Below are 24,098 nucleotides of genomic sequence, written 5' to 3'. Positions count from 1 at the left end.
GCCGGTGCCGTGATCTGATGGCTTGTCGTGTTCAGCACCGGAACGCCCTGAAAGCTAGTGCGTCCGGTCGTCCGGCTGTACCGCCTGTTCAGGGGGGTTGTGTGGGCGGGGGGAGAGTGCCGTGAGCGAGGGTTCCGGGCTCCAGCGGTCCCAGTCGTTCATGATCCTGGCGACCGGCCTCTATCGGGCCAGCCACCTGGTGGTCGGCGTCCTGGCGGTGGCCCAGCACCAGCGGCACAGCCCGCTGTCCTGGGCGGGCGTCACCGTCGCGCTGGCGGTGAGCGTCCTGCTCTTCGCCACCGCCCGCTCCCACGGCTGGTTCACCACCGGGCCGGTCCTCGCGGACCTGCTCCTCGTCGGCTGCGTCCTGCCGTTCGTCGTGTACGCCGGCGGCGCGCGGCGTCCGGCGGAGGTCGCCTGGGCGATGCTCCTCGGCGGCTCGGCGAGCGCCGCGTCGGCGGTCGCCCTGCGCCGGCTGCCCGCCGTGGCCGGAGCGGTCGCCGCGCTCCTCGCGACGCACGCGGCCGGCTACTGGCTGACCGACGCGGACGTGGCGGTGGTCGTCGCGCATCTCAACGCCGTCGTGGCCTCTGCCGTCATGGCCCGCGTCTTCTGGTGGTACCTGCGCCGCCAGGGCAGCAGGCTGGACGCCGCCACCGCCCAGGCCCTCGCCGCCGAGACGGAACGCGCCCGGTACGCCGAACGCATCGCCCACCACCGGGCGTTGCACGACACGGTCCTCGCCACCCTCACCGCCATCGCCACCGGCCGCGCCGACCCCGCCGCACCCCCGGTCCGCGAACGCTGCGCGCGGGAGGCGGCCTACCTGCGCCGCCTGATACAGCAGCAGACCGACGAGGAAGCCGTCTCCTGCGGTCCGCGGGGAACGACCGCGGACGGCCGCGCGACCTCGCCCGCGATGGCCGCCGTCGAACGGGCGGTCCACTCGGCGGAATGCCTGGGCCTGCGCGTCACCGCCCAGTACCAGGGCCTGGAAGCGCTCACCGGCCTGCCCGCCGACGTCGCGACGGCCCTCGGCGCCGCCCTCACCGAGGCCCTCAACAACGCCCTGTGCCACGCAGGCACCGGACGCGCCTACGTGACCGTCACCGGCTCCCCGGACGGCACCGCCCGGGTGACGGCGGTCGACCGCGGCGTCGGCTTCGACCCGGCCACCGTCGCCAAGGGCCTGGGCCTGCGCTCCTCGGTCGCCGCCCGGATGCGCGAGGTGGGCGGCCGCGCCGACATCGACAGCGCCCCCGGCGAGGGCACCCGCATCGAACTGCGCTGGCCGGCATGACGGGCACCATCATCACCGTGGGCGCGGTGGACGACGACCGGATGCTGCTCGACGGCCTGCGGCTCTGGCTGGCCGACGTCCCTGGCATCCACCTGGCGGCGACGGCCCCCACGGTCGGCGAACTCCTCACCCCGGCACCGGCACCGGCCACGCCCGCCGGGCCGCCGTGCCTGGACGTCGTCCTGCTGGACCTGCTCCTGCGCGACGGCTCCAGCCCGTCCGACAACATCCGCCGCCTGCGGGCGGCCGGACCCCGCGTCCTGGTCATCAGTACGGTGGCCGACCGCGGCAGGATCGTCGCCGCTATGGCCGCCGGAGCGGACGGCTACCTCACCAAGGACCACGACCTCCCCACCCTGGTGACCGCCCTCACCGACATCGCCGCGGGCGGCACCGCCCACTGCCCCGAACTCGCCTTCGCCTGGGCCCACGACGACACACCCGCCCGCCCCGCCCTGTCGCCCAAGGAACGCCAGGTGCTGGTCGAGTACGCCTCCGGCCTCACCCTCAAGGCCACGGCCCGGCGCCTCGGCATCAGCCCGCACACCGCCAAGTACTACCTGGACCGGGTCAAGGACAAGTACCAGCAGGCGGGCCGCCCCACCTACACCAAGACCGACCTGGCGAGCCGGCTGCGCGAGGACGGCTGGGCCCCCGACTGAACCCGCTCCGTCCGCGAGGTGAACGGCCGGCCAAAGCCGACCGGCCGGATATGCGTACGCCCGCCGCGCCGCCACCGTCGCCGCTGCCGGGCAGTGAGCGGCCGGAACCCGCGCCGAGCCCCCCGGACCACCCGCCAACCCGCCAGATCCCTCGGGGCGTGTGCTCCTCTACCGGCTGCTCCACGGTGCCGGCGCCCCGGCCCTCGCCCGCGCGTGGCCGCGCACCCGCACCGGGTGCGGCGGCGCCCCCGTGGTGACCAGTACCAGTTCGCCCCCGTCGTGGGGCGCCCCGAACAGCACGGCCTCACGGAGCCGGGGTTCGACGGCACGCGGGTCGGCGACCACGGGCTCCCCGGGACCGGCCACCCGCACGGCGAACACCCGGTCGCAGACCAGCACCGGATCACTGCCCGCCACATCGTCGGCGGCATACACCCGGACGAGGCCGTCCTCCCCGAGCCGTTCGAGCACCCGCAACGCCGGCACCGGCGCCCGCCGCAGGGCCACCGCCCGCCGACGCGTCAGCAGCCCCGAGCCCAGCAGCGAGAGCCCGGGCAGCCCGGCGACCAGGACCAACAGCTGCCAGTCGAAGGCGTCGTAGGGCTCGGCCACCAGACGCCGCCACGACCCGTCCTCCAGCACCGTCACCGTGCCCCCGACGGGGTAGTGCTCCGGGAAGAGCGCGTCGACGGTGACCGTCCGCGTACCGTCGAGACGCACCCGCAGCGACAGGTCGTGCCGCGCGACCACCTCGGCCTCCACGGCGACGGCCGCGTCGGCGCGCCGCTCGTCCGCCCGGATACCGCCGAGCCCCATCCCCACCGCCCAGGCGGCCAGGCCGCACAGCGTCGCCCCGACCGCGATCAGGATCGTGCCCCGCCGCAACGGCATCACGGACGCCGGCAGCGGATGCCGTGCCTCTCCCGCCGCCCGCAGGGCGAGCTCCCGCTGCCGACGCCGGGCCGCCACCCGCTCCCGGGCACCGGCCCAGCACAGCCCGACGGCCGCGATCACCCCGAGGTTCGCCACCGCCGACGCGGCATCCGCGCCCGGCACTTCCGTCAGCCCCACCGAGACGGCCAGCAGCGGCGCGGCGACCAGCACCAGATCCGACCCCCGGGCCGCCCAGTACACGAGCCCCACGGCCAGCCCCAGTTGCGCCATGCCGCCCCAGTCCGGCCCGCACGGCACCGCCTCACTGCACACCGGCCCCGGCTCCACAGCGAAGGCCCACACCAGGGAGGCCAGCAACGCCGACACCGCCCACACCGGCCGCGCCCACCCGGCGGGCCGAGCCCGCTCCCACGCCCACGCGTCCCCCGACGACCAACCGACCACACCCGCAGGAACCGAAGCCGACGGTATCGGCACAGGACTCTCGATCACGCCTGGAGTATGGCGGAGGCGGGGGAACGGGGCCCGCGTTTTCCTCCAGGCCCCGTCCACCCCCGTCGGTACGAGGCGTCGCCGCCCAGTGACAACCGCCCGGCGGAAACGTGTGGTCACACCCTCTGGGCGGTCAGCCACCCTTGTGTCCCGAGGGAGCAGTCCTCCGCCCGGCCGCTCCGCCGCTCCCCGTCCCCGAGGCGTCACCGGAGGAGCCGGTAGCGGGCCTGGGTTAGGGACCGGTTCAGGATCCGGGCCCGGTACGGGACCGGACGCACAGGGTCGGTCTCGGTCGCCACCATGGCCCGGATCCAGATGTCCTCATGTCCTCATGGCACTCATGACACATCCCCTGCGCGCGCACTCCCGTGCTCCGGACCGGTCCCGGCGAGCCCGCGCAGACGGCCGTAGAAGGCCGGTACCAGCAGGGCGTTGGCCAGGGTGAGGCCGGTGGCGACGAGGACGGTCCGGGAGCTGCCGAGTTCGTGGTACAGCCAGCCGCCGATCGCCCCGCCCAGGGAGTCCCCGGCGAGGAAGGCGCTCTGCACCAGCCCGAAGAACACCCCGGCGAGCGCGCCTGGAAAGGCGTTGAGCTGCAGCAACTCCTGGGACACCGTCGCCCCGAGCAGGAAGGCACCGCGCACCGCGAGGGCACAGGCCGCCAGCCAGGGGCTCACGGACAGGGCCAGGAGCAGCGTCGCAGCCGCGCAACAGCTCTCCGACACCAGGAACACCGCCAGCGGCGACCGGGAGCGCAGGAACCGCCCGGCGACCGCCGCCGCGACCAGCCGTACGACACTGGCCACGGCCAGCACCACACCCACCAGGGCCACCGGCACACCGCGCTCGGCCAGCAGCAGGGGCAGGTAGGGGCTGAGGATACTGACGTAGAAGCCCATCAGCAGACCGAGCCCGACGATGCCCGACGCCAGCCCTCGGTGCCGCCGGAACACGGTACGGAACCCGGCGTCGCCACCAGCGTCCGGAGCCGTGCCGTCAGGGCCGGTGCGGGGCCGGCTCGGCGGAACCAGCAGCAGGCCCGACAGCACACAGCCCGCGGCGAGCAGCAGCACGGTGACGTAACCGGAGTCCCCGGCGCCGACGAACGCGGCGAGCGCCCCGGCGGTGCCCATACCGAGCGCCGTCCCCGCCTGCGTCATGAACTCCCGCCGGGACACCAGGCCGACCCGCTGGTCGTCGGTCGTGTTGTGCAGGGTCCAGGTCCGCAGACCGATGAACACCGACGACGCCCCGGCACCCGCCACCAGCCCGGACACGACGGCGACGAGCGCACTGTCGTGCACGATCCGCAGCGCCATACCGGCCGCGTACAGGGCCGTGCCCACCGCCAGGACCGTCCGCGGCCCCCACCGGTCCGCGAGCCGCCCGATGAACACCGACGTCGTGCCTGCGAGAGCCATCGCCGTATACGAAAGCCCGAAGTTGACGAGGTCGTCGTGCTCCGCGAAGTACAGCGGATGCACTGTCTTCGACAGCCACATCCCCGCGAAGAACACGAAGGTGAACGCCACGACGCGGCGCCCGCCCGGCACGGTCGCACCATGCCCGGGAGACGTGTCGGGGGCAGAGGGAGGGGGAGGAACGGCGGACGACGAGAACGACGAGAACGACGAGAACGACGAGAACACGGACGTCTTGCCGGCTCCGGACACGCGACTTCTTGTCGCCAGGCGGCCGGGGGATCGTTTTCCTTCGGGCCTTCGCCCCCGGCGCGCCCTCGGTACGCCGGACCAGGGCAACCGTCCACTCCCCAAGGCTCCCCTCCCTCGCCGCATCGCACTTCAGCCGCTCCCGGACGCGTGAAGGCGACTGCGATCCGCTCGACACCTGCGCGTGCGAGCCGGGTCGTCAGGAGCCGGCACCACGACACACGACCTCCTCCTACCACCGAGTGGAGGGAGCTCCCCGAGCCGCGTGCCGCTCGGCCGTCGGCGTCAGAAACCCGGCCGCCGGCTCATCCGGCCGCCGCCCTGACGGCACGCCGCAAGCCCGCGCCCCGAGAACCGACTCGGCGGAGGACAGACGAAGTCGTGGCGCCGTCCCGTCTCCCGGAGAAGCTGCACGGGTGAACGAGCGTCAGGCACCGCCGCCCGGTGAACAAGTGACGCCGCGTTCGACCGATCACGGCGTGCGTCGCGAACAGACGGGGTGGCGATCACCTACGTGCCACCGGCCAGATTCCGAACATCGGAAGCGACAGCCGCATCACACCTTCTCCCCATGCTGACCAGGAGAAAAGGACGTTGCTCTCCCGGCTCTGCACGACAGCGCGGTGTCACCTTCCAGCCCTGATGGAACGCGAACCGGTCAACCCGTTCGCCGCCCGGAGTGACCTCACTCTCGCGCGAATCAGGTCATCCTCCCCGTTCCTTGGCGCAGCACGGCGAAGCTGAGGGTGGCACCACTCACCTCCCGAATGCGTGCAGCAGTCGTGGTGACCGTCGACTGGCTGAGGAGGAGCCCCGCTGCATGCGTCGGACACGGTTGTGCGTCCCTGCAAGCACGGGAGTTCGCGCTGACTCCACGGCAGCCGTATCGCCGGGCGCACCGCGCCACGCACGCTCACCCGGATGTCCGACGCCACACCACCTCGAGCGCCCGCAGCTCACTCCACCGGGGTGATTTTCCGCTTTCCTGCCACAACACCACCCATCCAGTGCAATATCCCTTGCAGAGCACTCGGGTGTGGTCGGAAGCACACCGTCGTGGTGGTGCTCGCTCTGGCACGGGAGAACGCACGTGATAGCACTCGGATCGACCCTCACCCTGAAGCACGCCCGTGGCTACGTTCCCAAGCGGGGCGTCACCACATCAGGCGCACAGGACGGCGGGTTCGCCAACGAATGGCACTTGGAAGCCGTTGACCGACCGCGGCTGACGATCCACGACACGCGCTGGGACGGCGGCGAGCGGGACGTGGTCCTCCAGCAGGTCCCCGTGTTGCCCGAGATGCCCGCCGCCTTGGCCAACCTGCACAGTCGGCACCGGGCCGGAATCACCGCGGTGTCCGATGAACGCCGTAGGATCACGGCCTTCTTGTCCCTGCCGCAGCCGGAGGGAAGGCCGCGTCAGAAGCGCGCCCTGACCACGGCGCAGTTGGCCCAGGGGTGCGGGCCCACGCGGCTGTGCCAGTTGCTGGGGCGCCCCGGTGTCTCGCTCACTCCGGCCTGCGATCCGACAGATCCACAGGACATCGAACGCTTTCAGCATGCGATCACCTTTGATGACGAGGACCAGGAGACGCCCGTTATTGCTTACGTTTTTACACGGCTCATGCCGACGTTGCGGCACACCGGTTGGGCCGCCGATGAGTGACGGGCGGCTGGACGCGTGCGCACGGCATAGCTTCTCCAATGGTGGGCGGGGACGCCGGCGAACCGCTCTCCGTACTCCGCACCGAATGCATGGTCAACGGCCTGAGCGCTGCTGAGCGGCCGAGAACGGCACCGAAACGGTGGTGCACCGGGCCGGCAGGACGGCTCCACCGTCTCCCGTGTCGCTCGCGCCGGTTTCCCAGTGGCCGTACGACAACAACGGGTGCGCCATTCGCCCAGGTTTGCAAGTAGCCCGCCATCCATCGTTGAGGGTTCTCAGCCCGATTGCCGGTGCCGGAACAGGGGGAAGGGGGAGGATGAGCTCGGGGGCCGTGGAGACGGCATCGCTGGCCGGGGGGAGACGACACACCATGAGCGTGACCGTTGGACCCGGGAACGCCCGGCCCACTGCGCAAGAGGCTCGGGAAGCCTGGGCACGAGAGGCGTACGTGGTCCTCGCGGATGTAGCGCGCAGCTATCACGCCGTCATCACGTACAAGGAGCTCGCACAGGAGATCCAGCAGAGGACCGGAATCCACACCAAGGCTCTCCTCCAGAACTGGATCGGTTCCGTCCTGGGCAGGGTGGTCCATGAAGCGCATCGCCGGGGAGATCCTCCGCTGACTGCTCTGGTGGTCCGCGGCCACGACGGCATGGTGGGCGACGGCTACAAGGAGGTCCTGAAGGTTGCCGGAGAACCGCCGGTGGAAGACGTACTGGAACGCGAGCAGCACGCTGCCGAGGCCCGTCTCAGGTGCTACAGACACTTCGGGGCGACCCTGCCGGTCGAAGGTGGTGTGCCCGCCCTTGCACCCAGGTATCAGGCGCTCATCGACCGTCGCCGCACACGTACCGAGAAGCCCCCACCCGTCTGCGGTACGTGTTTCATGCAGCTCCCTTCAACCGGCGTCTGCGACTCGTGCGGCTAGCCCCTCGTCTCGGGCGGGGCCCGCGTACGGGGACCCAGAGGGCACTGCGGTGTCCGCCTTGACGGCACACCCGCAGTGAAAGAGTCCCGGGGACGCCGAGACGATGGATCTCGCCCAGCCCTCTCGTGTCACCCCGATCGCGATGGCGTTTGAGACATGCGACGCGGCTCCAGTAGACCGCGAGGCCGCCGACGGGGCGTTCCTCCGTCTAACAGCCCCGGCCTATACCGCTCCGATCCGCATGCCTGGGGCCAACGCGAAGACCCCGTCTCAGCGTTTCCGCTGGTGACGAGGTCTGGGTCACACCTACACAGTGTGCCCCCGGCAGGATTCGAACCTGCGCACACGGCTCCGGAGGCCGTTCACCGATGGGAGGTATGCCCTGGTCAGAGCTTCACTGTGTCCTGATAGCAGCGTCTCTGTCCACAAATAGGCCGCGGCCGCGAACCGAGCCTAACGACGAAAACGCGGGCTGGCTTAGCCTCGGCCGCCGACCATGAGCCCACCCATCATAAGATCACTGACGCCCGCGGGCGGTCAGACGGTGGTCTTCACCGGTGAGAAGTGCGGAGGGAGGAGAGCTCAGGCCGAGCCGACTAGGGGAGCTAGCCGGTCGAGCAGCTGGTCACGGGTGCACTGGTGTTCCTCGTAGATTTTCCGTGCCTCCTGGAGCAACTCGCCGACCTTCCGGCCCGGTTCTACTCCGAGCGTGTCGATGATGTCTCTTCCAGTGATGGGCAGGAGCTTGGAAACTTCGGTGAGTAGCACGCGTTCGATGCACTGACGGGCGGCGAACTCCAGATCCGACTCGTTCGTAATCCTCAGGGCCTTCCTTATCTCGTTCTCGCTCCGTCTGAACAGCGCGACCGGGTCGACAGTGTTCCGTCCCATGTCGCTCGCTACAGTGGAGACGATCTCGTGGAAGCGGTGGGCGGGCCAGTCGCGCGAGATCCGGTCCTCCCATTGCTGGCATATCTGGGCGCGTGCGTCGTCAGCCCTGATGTCTTCGACCTGCTTGGTGAGTTGGCTAACGAATTCGCAGGCCTCGCCCAGCAGGACGTGGAGGGCCCGTCTCCAGTCCTCGTCGGAGCTGGGGAGCAGAACGGCGCACGCCCCTTCGAACCAGTCAGAACAGGTCTTGAGGATCCCCCGATCGTGATTGCCCGACGCCGGGTTGATGGTGTGCTGGGACCACGTCCGAAGCGCGTGCACGAGCCGCTCGTGTGCGCGTATCTCCGGCAGGTTCTGGACGGCTGGCCGGTCCATCAGGAACTTGACGCCGACTCTCCCGGCTTCTTTGTAATGGCTGTAGAGCCAGCTCGCGGTTCTGATGAATGCAAGTTCTGGCGCGGCATCGACGTTTGGGGTCGGCAGCGAAACGGTTCCGAACACCGGAGTGGCGCTAGCGAGCAGCGCGCGGGACAGATCATCGATATGCTCACGGAGCCGGACGAACTCCACCAGCTGATCCTTAGGAGTGTTCGCAGTCCTTGACACGGGGTCAGCGCTCCTGTCGCCGGGTGTGGAGGAACGACTCGGGATCGGCGATGATGCCCAGTAGGTTGAAGCCGATATGGAAGTTGCCGAGGTTGGCGCCGGACTTGAGTTCGCGGCCCCTGAACTCCGATGGAATGAACTTCACACGTCGGCGCAAGCTCTCGACGTAGACCTCGCCCCGGCGTAGGTCGCTGGAGAGCCGGGCGATCTCGCCGCTAAACAGCTGAGGGTTTCCGTGGCTGTCCGACGCGAGGTAGGAACGGATGATCCGCCGCCGTCCCCTGACCTCGTCGGACCGCGTCTCGAGGTCGGAGAAAGTTGAGAAGGCAGCACCGAGATCCCCTCGGTGAAACTCCGCGATGCCGCGGATGAAGGTCAAGGGAATGTCCCGGTAATTGGGCCCGGCGTCCTCGATTGCGGAGATCAGTCGGAGTGCCTCCTGCCACTGCTCCTGGTTGAACGGCAGGCACTCCCGTTCGTCGCCGAACAGGCGCTTACCCGCATTGTGTAGCCACCAGAGATCCAGTCTCAGATTGAGACATCTGCTGTCCCTGGATACCAGCTCCTCGTACGTGTCGAGATAGTCCAGGGCATGAGAGATCCTTTGGTGCGCTGATGAATCAAGCGTCCCCTTGATAGGTGTGGACGCGATCGCCCGAGCCCTCAGATATACGCCTGCCCCCGACCCACGTTCGACCAGTGCCTGGAAAGCCTCATCCGCCAGCTTGAGGCTGTTGGCCTTGGTGGCGAACTCCATGCGACGCCTGTGGTAGTTCTGGACCTGGCTGGGATCGAGATCCTCGGGCGACAGCGCCTCAAAGGCGCTGAGAACGTCCACGATCGCCTCTGAGCGGCCTTCGTCGCTCAGTGAATCGAGAATGTCGCGGGTTGACCAAGCAAGGACGTCGAGAGGGTAGAAGCTGTCCTGCTCTTCTTCTCGTGCTAGCGCGAGCTCCTGTTTCGCTCGCTCGAAGAACTCGACTTGCTCGGCTGTCCGATGTTCACTGCTCATGATCTGAGCCTGGGCCGCGTAGGTGGACGCCAACTCGACCCGCAATTTGCTCCTCAGTGGAGACAGCGCATCGGGCCGGAACTGGGTAAGAGCGATGTGCAGGACCTCTGCCGCGGTCCGTAGGGCCACGCTCGCCTGTGGCAGGTTGTGAGTGTTTTCCCCCTGGTGCTGGTTATTGCGTGACCATATTGCGAATTCCCGCAGTAGGTTGGCCTCCTGCAGCATCAGCCGGGGATTCTCTAGCCCGCGTTCTTCGCGCAACTCTCGGAGCGCATCGGAGATGAGTGGAAATTCCTTGCGGTAACGAAGGGGTTCGGGGCCCTGGGCGCCCATGGCTCGGACCAGGTCGGCGACGAAATCGATTTCGCGAGCACCGGAGATGGCATACTCCGAACCGCGAGCCTCAACGATCAGGCGCAGTGCGTAGTCCAGCTCGCGAGCGGTGGTCCCGAGCCGACTGGTGACTATGAGCTGGGCCTCCAGACGGCTTCGGGATCCCAGCCTAAAGTTCCCCTCGTGGTCCTCCTCCCAGCGCACCAGATCAACCTCGTCGAAAAGGCGGGCGACGTTAAAGTAGCCCGGCCTTCCGGTGGCTCGGATCAGTAGCTCCAGTGGCACGGACAGCCCGAACTGGCCGGCGACCATGACAAGCGCCGTCAATTCCTCCACGACCGTGAAGTTCTCAGAATCCGTAGTGTTGGCGGCTCTGCTGTCAAGGGACAACTGGGGAATGAGGCCCGCCTTCAACAGGGCATAGCCCAGTGCTGTCTTTGGACTGTCCTTGACATCCGGCCGGGAGACCCGTTTGACCAGGTGCCGCTCGACTTGCTCCAACTCGCGGACAACACCTCTACGGACGGTTGCCCGGGTCGGCGGGAGTAGGCGATAGAGGAACGCGAGGAAGCTTGCTTCCAGGCTGAGCTTGCGCTCGACAATCTGGGCCAGGCTCTCGTCGAGCGCGGTCAGAAATTCCGCTATACGTCGTGGCTCATCGCCCATGAGCATAGCGGGTGCCTCGACGTAGTCCTTACGGCGTTTCGACGGGATCTTGGTTACGTCAATGCGATAGCTGCTACCGACGAGGACTACGCGGCGTCCACGTCCGGAAAACCGTCGGGCGATATCCGCATACCAGTCCATATCCCGCATCGCGTCCCAGACGATGATCGTACTGTCCGCTCCTTCTCGCTCGGCCCACTGGCAGAAGGCGTCCAGGGCGGGCAGGGCGGAGGTACCGACACTCTGGCCGAGGTGTATCACCGGGTACCGGCGGCGGCTGGCGAGGGCATATGCCACGCTGGCGAGTGCCACGCTTTTGCCCGTCCCGGTCCCCCCGTGCAGGACGAGCGGCCGGTCTGAGATCTCTCGCCGTGCGGCGCGATTCAGGACTCCCTCTTCGATGCGTCGCTCGAAATCCCGGTGGAACGCGAAATCCCGCCCGATCCCCTCCCAGTCAACGCTGGCCGGTGACGAGCCGAGGAAGTGGCGGAATGCGGAGTAGCGGGCATCCGCGGAGACGGGAGCCGGTGTGACGAGCACGGCTTCGCTAAGCAGCTGGGCATTCGACGACAGCGGCACCCATAGATCCCGGGGGACCGAGTGACTGCCGCCGCCGAAGCTGACGAGACGCTGGAGATCACCTTGTTCGACGAGGGGGTCCGTGGTGATGAGCCCCGCAGAAAGGCCCTCTTCAAGCACGAGGGCGAGCGGCTGGTCGTGGACCACTAGGTATCCGTCAGCTACCAGCTCGGCCAGCATTGGATGCTTCAGCAGCTCGTCCGTGGCGGAGAAGAGATGACACTGTCCGCTCTCCATCTGGAGAACCAGGCCGGCCAGATCTTCGACCGTTAGCCAGTCGCTAGTGGTGTATCCGTCGATGGCCAGGGTGCCGAGCGGCCCGAGTGCCTCAACCATCCTGTAAGCTAGAGCGTTTGCCACGGTCCGCCGCTTCAGCTTTTCGATCCTGGATGCCGGGAACCGCTCGTCCGGCTCTGTTCTGGCCGTGCATCCATAGAGGTAGGTGCAGTGGAGCCGCCGCCGGTTGCGGGGATCGGTGGGTTTATACCGCTCGCTGAAGATCCGCTGAACCTCTCGCCAGGGTTTCTCGAACACGCTAGGCCAGATACTGTCGATGGCCGAGGACCACACTCCAACCCACGGGTAGTCCGAGATGACGTCCAGTTGCTCGGACGGAGCAAGCTGGTTGCACCGCTCCTCAAGCCAGTTGGCGAAGCCAGGTCCGGCATCGCCTGCCGTGAGTAGAACGTCGTAGCCGTCGACGTCCCCCCCGAGCTTCTTCTGTGCCAATGAGAGGAGTGGGTCGTCCAGGCCGCCAAGACGCAGATGGCTCTGACCAAGCAGAAGCCCGGCCGGGCCGTGGTTGATCCTGTCGATGAACGCCTGGGTTGGACGGTCCATTCAGGTCACTTCCCAGCCGAAGTCTGACGGTTTCCCGCAAAGCTTAGCCTGCTGAAGATCGTTGTGGAAGGCGTTCGGCGAGGGGCGGCACCGCAAGATCATCACCGTGCTATGTGAACCGGAACGGTCAGTCGCTGGCGGCCGCGTTCCGCGATTTCACCAGTGTCCACGTCCGGGGAGTCACCTCACTCCTCTGCCCAGCCCATTGCCGCGTCGACATCCTGTTCCAGTACGACGCTAGGCTGCCGAGTGTCGCTGCCGTCCGTCGCCGTTGCCGTCACCGCCGCCGGCCGCAGCTTCTGTGAGCACCGCTTTGAAAGTCGATTCCCCATCCGTGCAGAAGGCTCCGACTCGTGCTCGCCGGGAAGTCGGGAGGCCCGCCCCAGCCGCCGGGTCCGTCGCCGTTTCGCCACGTTGATGTCAGCCAGTGAGCATTTTCAGCATTGCCTCTCCAGGGTGAGGACAGCTTTGGCGATGACGGTCATGCGGTTGGGGCTGATCCGGGACCTGCGGAAGATCTGCCAGGACTTCAGCCGTGCCATGCCGCGTTCAACTGGTGCTCTCGCCGCGGCCAGAGCACGGTTGGCGGTGCGCTGGGTGAGGGAGAGCTCACCACTCGGTGGCCGTTTGAGTCCGGTGGTGACCCAGGGGCCGGCGCCTTGGTAGGCGCGGTCAGCGAGGATCGGGACGCCCTGGCGTTCGCAGATCCGGATGATGCGGTGGGTGCGGGCTGCGGTCAGGTCGTGGGTGCGGCCCGGCAGCGCGGGCGAGATCCACAGGACCTCACCGGCGGGGTCGGTGACGATCTGGACGTTCACGCCGTGCCGGCGGTGCTTGGCCGAGTAGTCGGCCCGGCTGTCGCCGACCCGGTCGCACTCGGCGAGGGTCCCGTCCAGCAGGACGAACTCCGGATCATGCTCGCGCAGCCCGGGGCCCGTTCGGCAAGCAGAGCGGTCACGGCGGCGACATACGCGTGGGCGGTGCCGACGGATATCCCGAAACCGGACGCGAGCCGGGTAAGGGTGTCGTGGCGGCGTAGGTACACCAGAGCGACGAGCGCCCGCTGGTGCGGCGGGAGTTTGCACCGCCGGTCACCCTCACGGGTGACGATGAGCATCGTGACCCACTCGACAAGGGCATGCGGGAGGTCGAGTGCGGCAGGATAGGGAACCAACAGGGCTCCTGTGCCGACGGGTTGAGACTTCGAACACCTCCCCCAACGGCGGGGGCTTTGTGCGTTGCGGCCGTCACCTCGACCTCACCGGCGTCACCCGATCAGTGGCCACGCTGAAAATGCTCACTGAACCGGCCACGGCTCGCGCGGTCCTCGACTCGCTGAAGCTCAAGCTCGACGGCACGGCAGCAGCGGCGGAGACCGTGCGGCGCAAGCGTCGGACGCTCGTCAATGCCGCGAATTACGCCGTCGACCTGGGGGAGCTGCGCGAGAACCCCATCACGGCTGTCCGCTGGCAGAAACCGAAGGTGTCCAACCAGGTCGATCCGCGGGTTGTCGCCAACCCAGAGCAGGCACGGAACGTTCTGGCGGCGGTTTCCTACGTGGGCGGGTACCGGCGTGCCCGTGGTCGTCGCCTCGTGGGTCTGTTCGCCGCCATGTACTTCGGCGGTCTTCGGCCAGCGGAAGCGGTCGGCCTCGTCGAGACGGACCTGAACCTTCCCGAGCAAGGCTGGGGCTCGACGCTGCTCCACCGGACCCGTCCGTCCGTCGGCAAGCAGTGGACCGACTCGGGGGAGACCCATGACGACCGCGGGCTGAAGAAGCGGCCGACCGAGGACGTGAGGCGGGTGCCGATCCCGCCTCACCTCGTCGCCGTGCTCCGCGAGCACCTGGCCACCTTCGGCACGGCGGACGACGGACGGCTCTTCTTCAGTGAGAGGGGCTCAGTCATCCCGTCCTCGACCTACTACCGTGTGTGGCAGGAAGCCCGGTTCCTCGCGCTTCCGCCGGCCGTCGCGGCCTCGCCGCTCGCAAGTCGGCCGTACGACCTCCGGCACTCGGCGCTGTCGACGTGGCTCAACGCCGGTGTCGACCCGACCGAGGTGGCCGAGCGCGCCGGCAACAGCGTGGAGGTCCTGCTGACCCGCTACGCCAAGTGCCTTGACGGACGGCAGGACGTCGCCAACCGGCGTATCGAGGACTTGCTCCGCGAGTACGAGTGACCCCGCCTGACCGTGTCCGAGGCCCCTGGCATCCACCAGGGGCCTCGCTTCTACCGGTTCCTTCGCTGGTCATACCGGCTTGACACCGCCGCGATGGTCGGCCGATCTACGCAGTGCTCAATGCCTCCTTGGAGGACGACTCGAACAAGTAGGGAAGCGAGCGGCGCATCATGCATGAACCATCCATAGTCTCCAGCACCCCGCGTCAGTGATCAGCGTGGTCACGACGCATGAGGGTTCGGAGCACCTTTAGTTGATTGTCAAGACTACCTTTTTGGTCAAGACCGAATGCTTCAGGTCAACTTCACAGCTAACTTCCTTGACCTTCGATATTTCTTAAGCGAAGTCGCTTAAATAAGCATGTGGCTGCCGAAGAATTGGATCAGTGCAGCTCACGGCTCCTTCAATTTGCAGGAGAGTGGCCGTGGAGCTACATAAGCGCCTAACTTCGGCCTGCCCAAAAACAAAAAAACTGTGCCCAATTTCGGCGTTTGCCCTGGTCAGAGGCCAGACCCATGCTCATCGCCATGAAACACGTCGCAATCAGTGGCGCCCTGGCCGTCTTCGGCTTCCTGGGCCTCTTGATCACCCTCATGGCCGCTCTTCTGCGCCAGCTCCCTGAGCTGTTCTCGGCCTGGCGCGAGGTCCGTAGAGCTCTGCGGAGCACCGCACGGGATGGCGGGGCCGATGACCGTCAGCCGTTGTAAGCGGTCAGGCTGACCGGGCCACTCTTGATCGGGCCGTATCAACTAGTAAGTCTGAGCCGGTGCGCCCCATCGGCGCGCCGGCCATCCTTACGGGTGCCTGTCGGCGGCCTCTGCGGCATGATCAACGTCCAGGGCGGTGCGTCTGGCGGTGGTGCGGGCCTCATCGTTTCCAGATGCTCACCTGCGCCGATGCCGGAAGAGCCCGTCCACGCCTCGTCCACGGACCCCGACGTACAGCCGCTCCGACCTGCATCCGCCTGCATAAACGCGAAGACCCCGTTCTCAGCGTTTCCGCTGGTGACGGGGTCTTTGGGCACCTCATGCTGGGTGCCCCCGGCAGGATTCGAACCTGCGCACACGGCTCCGGAGGCCGTTGCTCTATCCCCTGAGCTACGGGGGCGTGTCGGGCGCGGTGATCGCGGCGACGGGTAGAACACTACCAGTTCCGGTGGGGTGGTCATGAACCCCTTTTGGTGAGTCGGCCGGGGGCGTGGGCGGGGGTCGGGTCAGCCTGGTGGGCAGGGTTCGCTCATGCGGGGTGGAAGTGGGGAAAAGCCGGACGCGGTGGTCGGTGCGGACCTACTCTCGAGTTGTGCCAGGGGCTTCTGGCCGGGTTCTTGTTGTGGACGACAACAAGGTCATCCGGCAGCTGATCAGGGTCAATCTCGAGCTGGAGGGCATCGAGGTCGTGACCGCGGCCGATGGTGCCGAGTGTCTCGAAGTCGTCCATCAGGTGCGGCCCGACGCGGTCACCCTTGATGTGGTCATGCCGCGGTTGGACGGCATACGGACCGCGGCGCGGCTGCGGTCGGATCCGCGTACCCGGGATCTTCCGCTGGCCATCGTCAGTGCCTGCAGTCCGCACGAGGTGGAGAGCGGGCTCGAAGTCGGCGTGGACGCCTTCCTCGCCAAGCCCTTCGAGCCGGCCGAGCTCGTGCGCGTCGTGCGGCGGTTGGTCGAGTCGGGCTGGCGTGACGGGGGGCGTCCCGGCGAACGGCCCGGGGTCGACCGGCTCGGGCGGGTTCCCGACGGGGCCGACGGGTCGCAACGCGCTGCCGGGCACGCCTGAACGCTGGCACCCTGCGCCTGCACCCTGCCCTGCCCCCCGGTCCCAGCTTCCCGGGACTCCTGACTCCTCGCGGCGCCTGACGTTCCCGGTGCACCCGAAGGCCGAGGGGCAGGACAGAAGGAGGACGGGGAGAAGGGCAGGGGCGGGGGACAGGGGAAGGGGAGCGCGCCCCTCTGTCGTCGGTCTTCCGCCAGCGGTCGTCGGGCCAGTCGGCCGTCTGCCGGGCGCGGGTCCGGCGCGCAGGCCTGCGGCGGCCGGTCTGTCCACATGACGGGACCACCGCAAACCGGTTCGCCTACCCACCCCCCTCCTCGCCTACGCTGGTCCCGTGACCCCCGTAGAGCTCTCCCGCACCGTGCTGCGCGCGGTGCGTCGTGCTGTCGAGGAGGGGGAGCTGGAGGTGGCCGTGCCCGAGCGGGTGGTGGTCGCGCCGCCGGGGGGCGGGGGGTGCGGGGACTACGCCACCGGTGTCGCCCTGCAGCTCGCGCGGCCCGCGGGGGAGACGCCTCAGCGGGTCGCCGGCATCCTGCGGGCGCACCTTCTCCGGCAGAGCGGGATCCGTGACGTCGCCGTCACCGGACCGGGGTTCCTCAACATCAGCCTGGGCGGTTCGGCCGCCGTCGCCCTCGTCGCCGAGATCCTGGCGGTCGGCGCCCGGTACGGGGAGAGCGACGCCCTCCGCGGTCAGGTCGTGCGGCTGGGCGTGCCCGCGGAGGTGCGTGCCGTCGTCCAGGGTGAGGTGATCGCCCGCCTCCTCCGGGCGCAGGGGGCCGACGTCCACCTCGTCCACCTCACCCCCAGGGCGCAGACCTCCCGCCCTTCCGGCTCCACCGGCTCCACCGGCTCCTCCCGCCCTTCCGGTTCCTCCGGCCGTGACGCCGACGGTGGAGCCGTCCGCCTGCCCCGGGAGTGGGGCGCCGTTCTCGGGGTGCCCCACGTTCTTCCCGCGCCAGGCGGGGACGTGTCCGCACTCGCCCCCGTGCCCGTGCCCGTCCCCGCCCCCGCCGACGTCCTCGCCCTCGGCCGGGACGCCGCCCGCTGGGCGTTGCTGTATCCCGCCCCGCACGATCGGCCCGTCGTGCCCGGCGTGCATCTCCTGCAGCGGGAGAGCAACCCCCTGTTCCGCGTGCGGTACGCCCACGCCCGGGTCCGCTCCCTGCTGCGCAACGCGGCCGACCTGGGGTACGGGTCCGACCTGGGGTACGGGGCCGACCTGGGGTACGGGGCCGAGCCCGGCGAGGCGGTCGGTCAGGCGCCCGCCGAGCGTGCCCTCCTCGCCCTCCTCGGCGATCACCCCCGGGTTCTCGCCGCCGCTGCCGCTCAGCGCACGCCCGACCGTCTGGCCCGGCAGCTCGTCGCCGTGGCCGATGCCGTGATGCCGCTGTTGCCGTCCGTGCTGCCGCTCGGGGAGGAGAAACCCTCGGCCGCCCACCGTGCCCGGCTCGCGCTCGCCGAAGCCGCCGGGGCGGTGCTGGCCGGCGGCCTGGACCTGCTCGGCATCGACGCACCCGACCACCTCTGAAAGAGCCTGCGAAGAATGAGCCGTTCCGCACACCCCGCCGGGCCCCGCTACGCCGATGTCCTGCCCGAGGGGCACTACTCCGCGCCGCCCGCCGATCTCAACGCCCTCGACCCCAAGGTGTGGGCCGAGACCGTCACCCGGAACGAGGACGGGGTCCTCACCGTGGGCGGGATCCCCGCCACGCGGCTGGCCGAGGAGTTCGGCACGCCCGCCTACGTCCTGGACGAGACCGACTTCCGGGCCCGGGCACGGGCCTGGCGCACGGCCTTCGGGGACGACGCCGACGTCTTCTACGCGGGCAAGGCGTTCCTGTCCCGTGCCGTGGTGCGGTGGCTGCACGAGGAGGGGCTGAACCTCGACGTCTGCTCCGGAGGGGAACTGGCGACCGCCCTGTCCGCCGGGATGCCCGCCGAGCGGATCGCCTTCCACGGCAACAACAAGTCGCCGGCGGAGATCCGCCGTGCCGTGGAGGCCGGGGTGGGGCGGATCGTGCTCGACTCGTTCCAGGAGATCGTGCGGGTCGCGCACATCGCGCAGTCGCTGGGCAAGCGGCAGCGCGTGCAGATCCGCATCACGGTCGGGGTCGAGGCGCACACGCACGAGTTCATCGCCACCGCCCACGAGGACCAGAAGTTCGGCATCCCGCTCGCGGGCGGGCAGGCCGCCGAGGCGGTGCGGCGGGCGTTGCAGCTCGACGGGCTGGAGCTGATCGGGATCCACTCGCACATCGGCTCGCAGATCTTCGACATGTCCGGGTTCGAGGTCGCGGCGCACCGCGTCGTCGGGCTGCTCAAGGACATCCGTGACGAGCACGGGGTCGAACTGCCCGAGATCGACCTCGGCGGCGGCCTCGGCATCGCGTACACGAGCGACGACGATCCGCGCGAGCCGCACGAGATCGCCAAGGCGCTGACCGAGATCGTCACCCGGGAGTGCGAATCGGCGCGGCTGGCCACGCCGCGCATCTCTGTGGAGCCGGGGCGGGCCATCGTCGGGCCGACCGCGTTCACGCTGTACGAGGTCGGCACCATCAAGCCGCTGGACGGGCTGCGGACGTACGTCTCCGTGGACGGCGGGATGTCGGACAACATCCGCACCGCGCTCTACGACGCCGAGTACAGCGTCGCCCTGGTCTCCCGCACCTCCGACGCCGAGCCGATGCTGTGCCGTGTCGTGGGCAAGCACTGCGAGAGCGGTGACATCGTGGTGAAGGACGCCTTCCTTCCGGCCGACCTGGCCCCGGGGGACCTGATCGCCGTGCCGGCGACGGGCGCGTACTGCCGGTCGATGGCCAGCAACTACAACCACGTGCTGCGTCCGCCGGTCGTCGCCGTGAACGACGGCGGTGCCCGGGTCATCGTGCGCCGTGAGACGGAGGAGGACCTGCTCCGGCTGGACGTCGGGTAGCGGGCGTGCGGCGCGGCACCGGAGGTGGAAGATCTCCGGTGTCCGGGCCGCGACAATGAAATAGATGTCTCACGATCCGGACATAGGGCAGAAACGTCCGTCCGGTGAGTGAGACTGGTGCAACCGAGACGGTAATCAGGAAACGAGGTCGGATGATGCGTACGCGTCCGCTGAAGGTGGCGCTGCTGGGCTGTGGAGTGGTCGGCTCAGAGGTGGCGCGCATCATGACGACGCACGCCGACGACCTCGCCGCCCGCATCGGCGCCCCGGTGGAACTGGCCGGGGTCGCCGTGCGCCGCCCGGACCGGGTGCGCGAGGGCATCCCGGCCGGGCTGATCACCACCGACGCCACCGCCCTGGTCAAACGCGGCGACCTCGACGTGGTCGTCGAGGTCATCGGCGGGATCGAGCCCGCCCGGTCGCTGATCACCACCGCCTTCGAGCACGGCGCGTCCGTCGTCTCCGCGAACAAGGCGCTGCTCGCCCAGGACGGTGCCGCGCTGCACGCCGCCGCCGAGCAGCACGGCAAGGACCTCTACTACGAGGCCGCCGTCGCCGGTGCCATCCCGCTGATCCGCCCGCTGCGCGAGTCGCTCGCCGGGGACAAGGTCAACCGGGTGCTCGGCATCGTCAACGGCACCACCAACTTCATCCTCGACAAGATGGACACCACCGGCGCCGGCTACCAGGAGGCCCTCGACGAGGCCACCGCGCTCGGCTACGCCGAGGCCGACCCGACGGCCGACGTGGAGGGCTTCGACGCCGCCGCGAAGGCCGCCATCCTCGCCGGGATCGCCTTCCACACCCGCGTGCGCCTCGACGACGTGTACCGCGAGGGCATGACCGAGGTGACCGCCGCGGACTTCGCCTCCGCCAAGGAGATGGGCTGCACCATCAAGCTGCTCGCCATCTGCGAGCGCGCGGCGGACGGGAACTCGGTCACCGCCCGCGTGCATCCGGCCATGATCCCGCTCACGCACCCGCTGGCCTCGGTGCGCGGCGCGTACAACGCCGTCTTCGTGGAGTCGGACGCCGCCGGGCAGCTGATGTTCTACGGCCCGGGGGCGGGCGGCGCGCCGACCGCGTCCGCCGTGCTCGGCGACCTGGTCGCGGTGTGCCGCAACCGGCTCGACGGAGCCACCGGACCGGGCGAGTCCGCCTACGCCGCGCTGCCCGTCTCGCCGATGGGCGAGGTCGTCACGCGCTACCACATCAGCCTGGACGTGGCGGACAAACCGGGTGTTCTCGCCCAGGTCGCCACCGTGTTCGCGGAGCACGGTGTCTCGATCGACACGGTTCGCCAGCAGGGCAAGGACGGAGAGGCATCCCTCGTCGTCGTCACCCACCGTGCGTCCGACGCGGCCCTCGTCGGGACGGTCGAGGCGCTCCGCAAACTCGACACCGTGCGCGGTGTCGCCAGCATCATGCGGGTTGAAGGAGAGTAGGCAGCAATGACCCACCAGTGGCGCGGAATCATCGAGGAGTACCGGGACCGGCTGCCGGTATCGGACACCACGCCGGTCGTGACGCTCCGCGAGGGCGGTACGCCGCTCGTGCCCGCGCAGGTGCTCTCCGAGCGCACGGGCTGCGAGGTCCACCTCAAGGTCGAGGGCGCCAACCCCACCGGGTCCTTCAAGGACCGCGGCATGACGATGGCCATCTCCAAGGCCAAGGAGGAGGGCGCGAAGGCCGTCATCTGCGCCTCCACCGGCAACACCTCGGCCTCGGCCGCGGCCTACGGCGTGCGGGCCGGCATGGTGTCGGCGGTGCTCGTGCCGCAGGGCAAGATCGCGCTCGGCAAGATGGGCCAGGCGCTGGTGCACGGCGCCAAGATCCTCCAGGTCGACGGCAACTTCGACGACTGCCTCACGCTCGCCCGCGGACTCAGCGACAACTACCCCGTGGCGCTGGTCAATTCGGTCAATCCGGTACGCATCGAGGGCCAGAAGACGGCCGCGTTCGAGATCGTCGACATGCTCGGCGACGCCCCCGACATCCACGTCCTGCCGGTGGGCAACGCGGGCAACATCACCGCGTACTGGCGGGGGTACCGCGAGTACGCCGCCGACGGCGTCTCGACCCGCACCCCCCGCATGTGGGGCTTCCAGGCCTCCGGCAGCGCCCCGATCGTGCGCGGCGAGGTCGTCAAGGACCCGTCGACCATCGCCACCGCCATCCGCATCGGCAACCCGGCCTCGTGGCAGTACGCGCTCGACGCGCGCGACGAGTCCGGCGGTCTGATCGACGAGGTGACGGACCGTGAGATCCTGCGCGCCTACCGGCTGTTGGCCTCGCAGGAGGGCGTCTTCGTGGAGCCTGCGTCCGCTGCTTCGGTGGCCGGTCTGCTGAAGGCGGCCGAGCACGGGAAGGTCGACCCGGGGCAGCGCATCGTGTGCACCGTCACCGGCAACGGCCTGAAGGACCCGGACTGGGCCGTCGCGGGCGCCCCGCAGCCGGTCACCGTCCCGGTCGACGCGGCGACCGCGGCGGAACGGCTGGGCCTGGTCTGAGGCGTGCGGGAGTCCGGGCGCCCGAAGGCTGGGGCGTCCGGACATCCGGGCCCCCGGACATCCGGGCCCCCGGACATCCGGGCCCCCGGACATCCGGGCACCCGGGCCTCGGGGCGTTCGGGCGACATGCGTGTCGTGGCCGCCCGGTGCCGGTGCCGTCGCCGGCCGATGCGGTGGAGGGCGATGTCGCGGCAGGGGTGCCAGGCAGGTGAGCGCTGCGGCACGTGTGGTCTGAGTGGCGGTGGCGCATGGGGAGCGTTCGGTACCTCACCGGGTACAGCAGAGCCGTGGGACACCCGCCGAGCAGCCCGTCGGCGTCAGCCGGGCATCCCGGTCGGGCGTGCGGCCCGGGCCGCGTGTGCCGCATGTGCGGGCATTCCGGACGGTGTTGGGGTGTTCGGCCGACCTTCGGCCCCCTCCGGCCCCCTTCAGCCACGGGCGGCGTCCACTCGCCCCCGGAACCATGAGCCCCGGAGCCCCGAAGCCCCGAAGCGCAGGGCCGGAACCCCGGGCCGAAGCCCGGCGCGCAGGACCGGACGCCCCGCCCCATAGCCTCCGGGCGGCGGCCTCCCGCGCGGGACCGTCCGCGCGCGGGGCCACCGCCCGCGCCACGCGTCGCCGCCGGACAGCCCTCCCCGCACGCCCCCAGGCACCCCGATCCGGTACACGTACCGCCCCCGGGTTTGCCGCGCCGACACAGGCGTAAAACGGCGCCCACCTGGGAAAGTTCCGGACAGGGGGCACAGGGGGCTTACGACACGCATCGTGCGCCTCCCGTGCGCCCTATGTCGACACAGAACCTTCCTTCGATAGGCTGTACTGAACCCGCCCGCCGCATATGCCGCGGTACAGCGTCGTCCCCGTGGTCCGGCCCGTGGCCCGGGACGGCCGGGCAAGCGGCCGGCCGGCCCGGCCGGCGGCGTCCCCCCATCGGTTTCCGTACGTCATCGAATGTCATTCGACAGACACGCAGCTCAAGGAGAGTCATCGAGCGATGGCCGGTCCCGCCTTCCGCGCTGCCGCCGTCCGGGTGCGCGTTCCCGCCACCAGCGCCAATCTCGGCCCGGGCTTCGACGCCTTCGGCCTGGCGCTGGGCCTGTACGACGACGTGGTCGTCCGCGTGGCCGACTCGGGACTGCACATCGACATCGCCGGTGAGGGCAGCGAGACCCTCCCGCGCGACGAGAGGCACCTGCTCGTACGCTCCCTGCGCACCGCCTTCGACCTGCTCGGCGGGCAGCCCCGCGGCCTCGAGATCGTGTGCGCCAACCGCATCCCGCACGGCCGCGGCCTCGGCTCCTCCTCGGCGGCCATCTGCGCCGGCATCGTCGCCGCCCGCGCCGTGACCATAGGCGCCGACGCCAAGCTCGACGACACCGCGCTGCTCGAACTCGCCACCGAGATCGAGGGCCACCCCGACAACGTCGCGGCCTGCCTGCTCGGCGGCTTCACCCTGTCCTGGATGGACGCCGGCCCCGCCCGCGCGATCCGGATGGACCCGGCCGCTTCCGTCGTTCCGGTGGTGTTCGTCCCCGGGAAGCCGGTCCTCACCGAGACCGCGCGCGGCCTGCTCCCGCGCACCGTCCCGCACGTCGACGCGGCCGCCAACGCGGGCCGTGCCGCCCTGCTCGTCGAGGCCCTGACCAGGCGCCCCGAGCTGCTGCTGCCCGCCACCGAGGACCGCCTGCACCAGGAGTACCGCGCCCCGGCCATGCCGGAGAGCGCCGCGCTCGTGGAGCGGCTGCGGGCGGACGGCGTCCCCGCGGTGATCTCGGGGGCCGGGCCGACGGTCATGGCGCTGGCCGACGCGGAGAGCGCCGACAAGGTGGAGGCGCTGGCCGGCGCGGACTGGGCCGCCAACCGGCTCGACCTGGACCAGCACGGAGCGAGCGTGCTGCCGCTCGCCACCTGACACACGGTTGCCGGACAAGGAGAGGGGGAATGTTTGTTGGATCCGGTAGTGTTAACCTCAAGTCTGCACCCGACCCCACCATGGCGAGGTGCCTCGTGTCCCCGTTCGGGACAGACATTCTTCCGGGAGCTCCCCAAGCCACACTGTGTTCTCTGCTACGTACGCGAGTAGTACGTCGTACGCGGACATCGAGGGCCCACCGGGCTCGCTCCGGAACCGGTGCAACCACGCCACGTGTCACCAGGTGCCACGGC

14 protein-coding genes, 1 tRNA gene and 2 pseudogenes are annotated in these 24,098 nt (G+C 69.6%); 11 read left to right on the top strand and 6 right to left on the bottom strand.

The annotated features are described in order from the left end of the window. The first annotated feature begins 121 nt into the window (after window positions 1-121). Window positions 122-1,300 carry a sensor histidine kinase gene (locus ACSU53_RS09445; RefSeq protein ID WP_437026374.1) on the top strand — a complete coding sequence of 393 codons (1,179 nt, stop codon included), beginning with the start codon at window positions 122-124 and terminating at the stop codon, window positions 1,298-1,300. Beyond that, window positions 1,297-1,962, top strand: coding sequence for a response regulator (locus tag ACSU53_RS09440; RefSeq protein WP_437026372.1), 666 nt, complete (start codon window positions 1,297-1,299; stop codon window positions 1,960-1,962). The genes ACSU53_RS09445 and ACSU53_RS09440 overlap by 4 nt, the downstream gene beginning before the upstream one ends. Before the next feature lie 168 nt (window positions 1,963-2,130). Here ACSU53_RS09440 and ACSU53_RS09435 read toward each other — a convergent pair whose 3' ends face one another. Continuing rightward, on the bottom strand, window positions 2,131-3,222 hold the full coding sequence (locus tag ACSU53_RS09435; protein ID WP_437026370.1) for a hypothetical protein: 1,092 nt from the start codon (window positions 3,220-3,222) through the stop codon (window positions 2,131-2,133). Window positions 3,223-3,686: 464 nt separating this feature from the next. After that, window positions 3,687-4,901 (bottom strand): MFS transporter, encoded by a 1,215-nt coding sequence (locus tag ACSU53_RS09430; protein WP_437026368.1) that lies wholly within the window; start codon window positions 4,899-4,901, stop codon window positions 3,687-3,689. A gap of 1,207 nt (window positions 4,902-6,108) precedes the next feature. Between ACSU53_RS09430 and ACSU53_RS09425 the strand changes: the two genes are divergently transcribed. Both ACSU53_RS09425 and ACSU53_RS09420 read left to right on the top strand, forming a co-directional pair. Then, the gene (locus ACSU53_RS09425) at window positions 6,109-6,684 is read left to right on the top strand and encodes a hypothetical protein (protein ID WP_437026367.1); all 576 of its coding nucleotides are present in this window, start codon (window positions 6,109-6,111) and stop codon (window positions 6,682-6,684) included. 370 nt (window positions 6,685-7,054) lie between these two features. After that, a complete protein-coding gene (locus tag ACSU53_RS09420; RefSeq protein ID WP_437026365.1) occupies window positions 7,055-7,612 on the top strand; it encodes a hypothetical protein in 558 nt (185 codons plus the stop codon). Between the two features lie 582 nt (window positions 7,613-8,194). On the opposite strand, the gene ACSU53_RS09415 is transcribed toward ACSU53_RS09420, so the two are convergent. The 3 genes and pseudogenes from ACSU53_RS09415 to ACSU53_RS09405 form a co-directional block, all read right to left on the bottom strand. Continuing rightward, window positions 8,195-9,073, bottom strand: coding sequence for a hypothetical protein (locus tag ACSU53_RS09415; protein WP_437026363.1), 879 nt, complete (start codon window positions 9,071-9,073; stop codon window positions 8,195-8,197). A gap of 40 nt (window positions 9,074-9,113) precedes the next feature. Then, window positions 9,114-12,539: a hypothetical protein gene (locus tag ACSU53_RS09410; RefSeq protein ID WP_437026361.1), complete on the bottom strand. Its 3,426-nt coding sequence runs from the start codon at window positions 12,537-12,539 to the stop codon at window positions 9,114-9,116. Between the two features lie 437 nt (window positions 12,540-12,976). Next, a pseudogene (locus tag ACSU53_RS09405) lies at window positions 12,977-13,713 on the bottom strand (transposase family protein). A 119-nt stretch (window positions 13,714-13,832) separates the two neighbouring features. Between ACSU53_RS09405 and ACSU53_RS09400 the strand changes: the two are divergent. Then, a pseudogene (locus ACSU53_RS09400) lies at window positions 13,833-14,717 on the top strand (tyrosine-type recombinase/integrase); the annotation flags it as partial. Window positions 14,718-15,752: 1,035 nt separating this feature from the next. Here the strand turns inward: ACSU53_RS09400 and ACSU53_RS09395 are convergent. After that, a tRNA-Arg gene (locus ACSU53_RS09395) sits at window positions 15,753-15,824 on the bottom strand. Between the two features lie 192 nt (window positions 15,825-16,016). Between ACSU53_RS09395 and ACSU53_RS09390 the strand changes: the two genes are divergently transcribed. The 6 genes from ACSU53_RS09390 to thrB all read left to right on the top strand — a co-directional run bounded on the left by ACSU53_RS09390 (window position 16,017) and on the right by thrB (window position 23,844). Continuing rightward, complete coding sequence (locus ACSU53_RS09390; RefSeq protein WP_437026359.1) at window positions 16,017-16,493, top strand: response regulator; 477 nt, start codon at window positions 16,017-16,019, stop codon at window positions 16,491-16,493. A 328-nt stretch (window positions 16,494-16,821) separates the two neighbouring features. Beyond that, on the top strand, window positions 16,822-18,015 hold the full coding sequence (gene nrtL, locus ACSU53_RS09385) for an ArgS-related anticodon-binding protein NrtL (protein ID WP_437026357.1): 1,194 nt from the start codon (window positions 16,822-16,824) through the stop codon (window positions 18,013-18,015). 15 nt (window positions 18,016-18,030) lie between these two features. Further along, a complete protein-coding gene (gene lysA, locus ACSU53_RS09380) occupies window positions 18,031-19,422 on the top strand; it encodes a diaminopimelate decarboxylase (protein ID WP_437026356.1) in 1,392 nt (463 codons plus the stop codon). A gap of 152 nt (window positions 19,423-19,574) precedes the next feature. Continuing rightward, a complete protein-coding gene (locus ACSU53_RS09375; protein ID WP_437026354.1) occupies window positions 19,575-20,867 on the top strand; it encodes a homoserine dehydrogenase in 1,293 nt (430 codons plus the stop codon). 6 nt (window positions 20,868-20,873) lie between these two features. Further along, window positions 20,874-21,932: a threonine synthase gene (gene thrC / locus ACSU53_RS09370; protein ID WP_437026352.1), complete on the top strand. Its 1,059-nt coding sequence runs from the start codon at window positions 20,874-20,876 to the stop codon at window positions 21,930-21,932. 994 nt (window positions 21,933-22,926) lie between these two features. Then, window positions 22,927-23,844: a homoserine kinase gene (gene thrB / locus ACSU53_RS09365; protein WP_437026350.1), complete on the top strand. Its 918-nt coding sequence runs from the start codon at window positions 22,927-22,929 to the stop codon at window positions 23,842-23,844. Window positions 23,845-24,098 lie beyond the last annotated feature (254 nt).

The sequence above is a fragment of the Streptomyces sp. enrichment culture genome (genome assembly GCF_964273255.1).
Lineage (GTDB): Bacteria > Actinomycetota > Actinomycetes > Streptomycetales > Streptomycetaceae > Streptomyces.
Note: the sequence above shows the minus strand (reverse complement) of the source record. Positions and strands in the feature narration are given on the sequence as shown.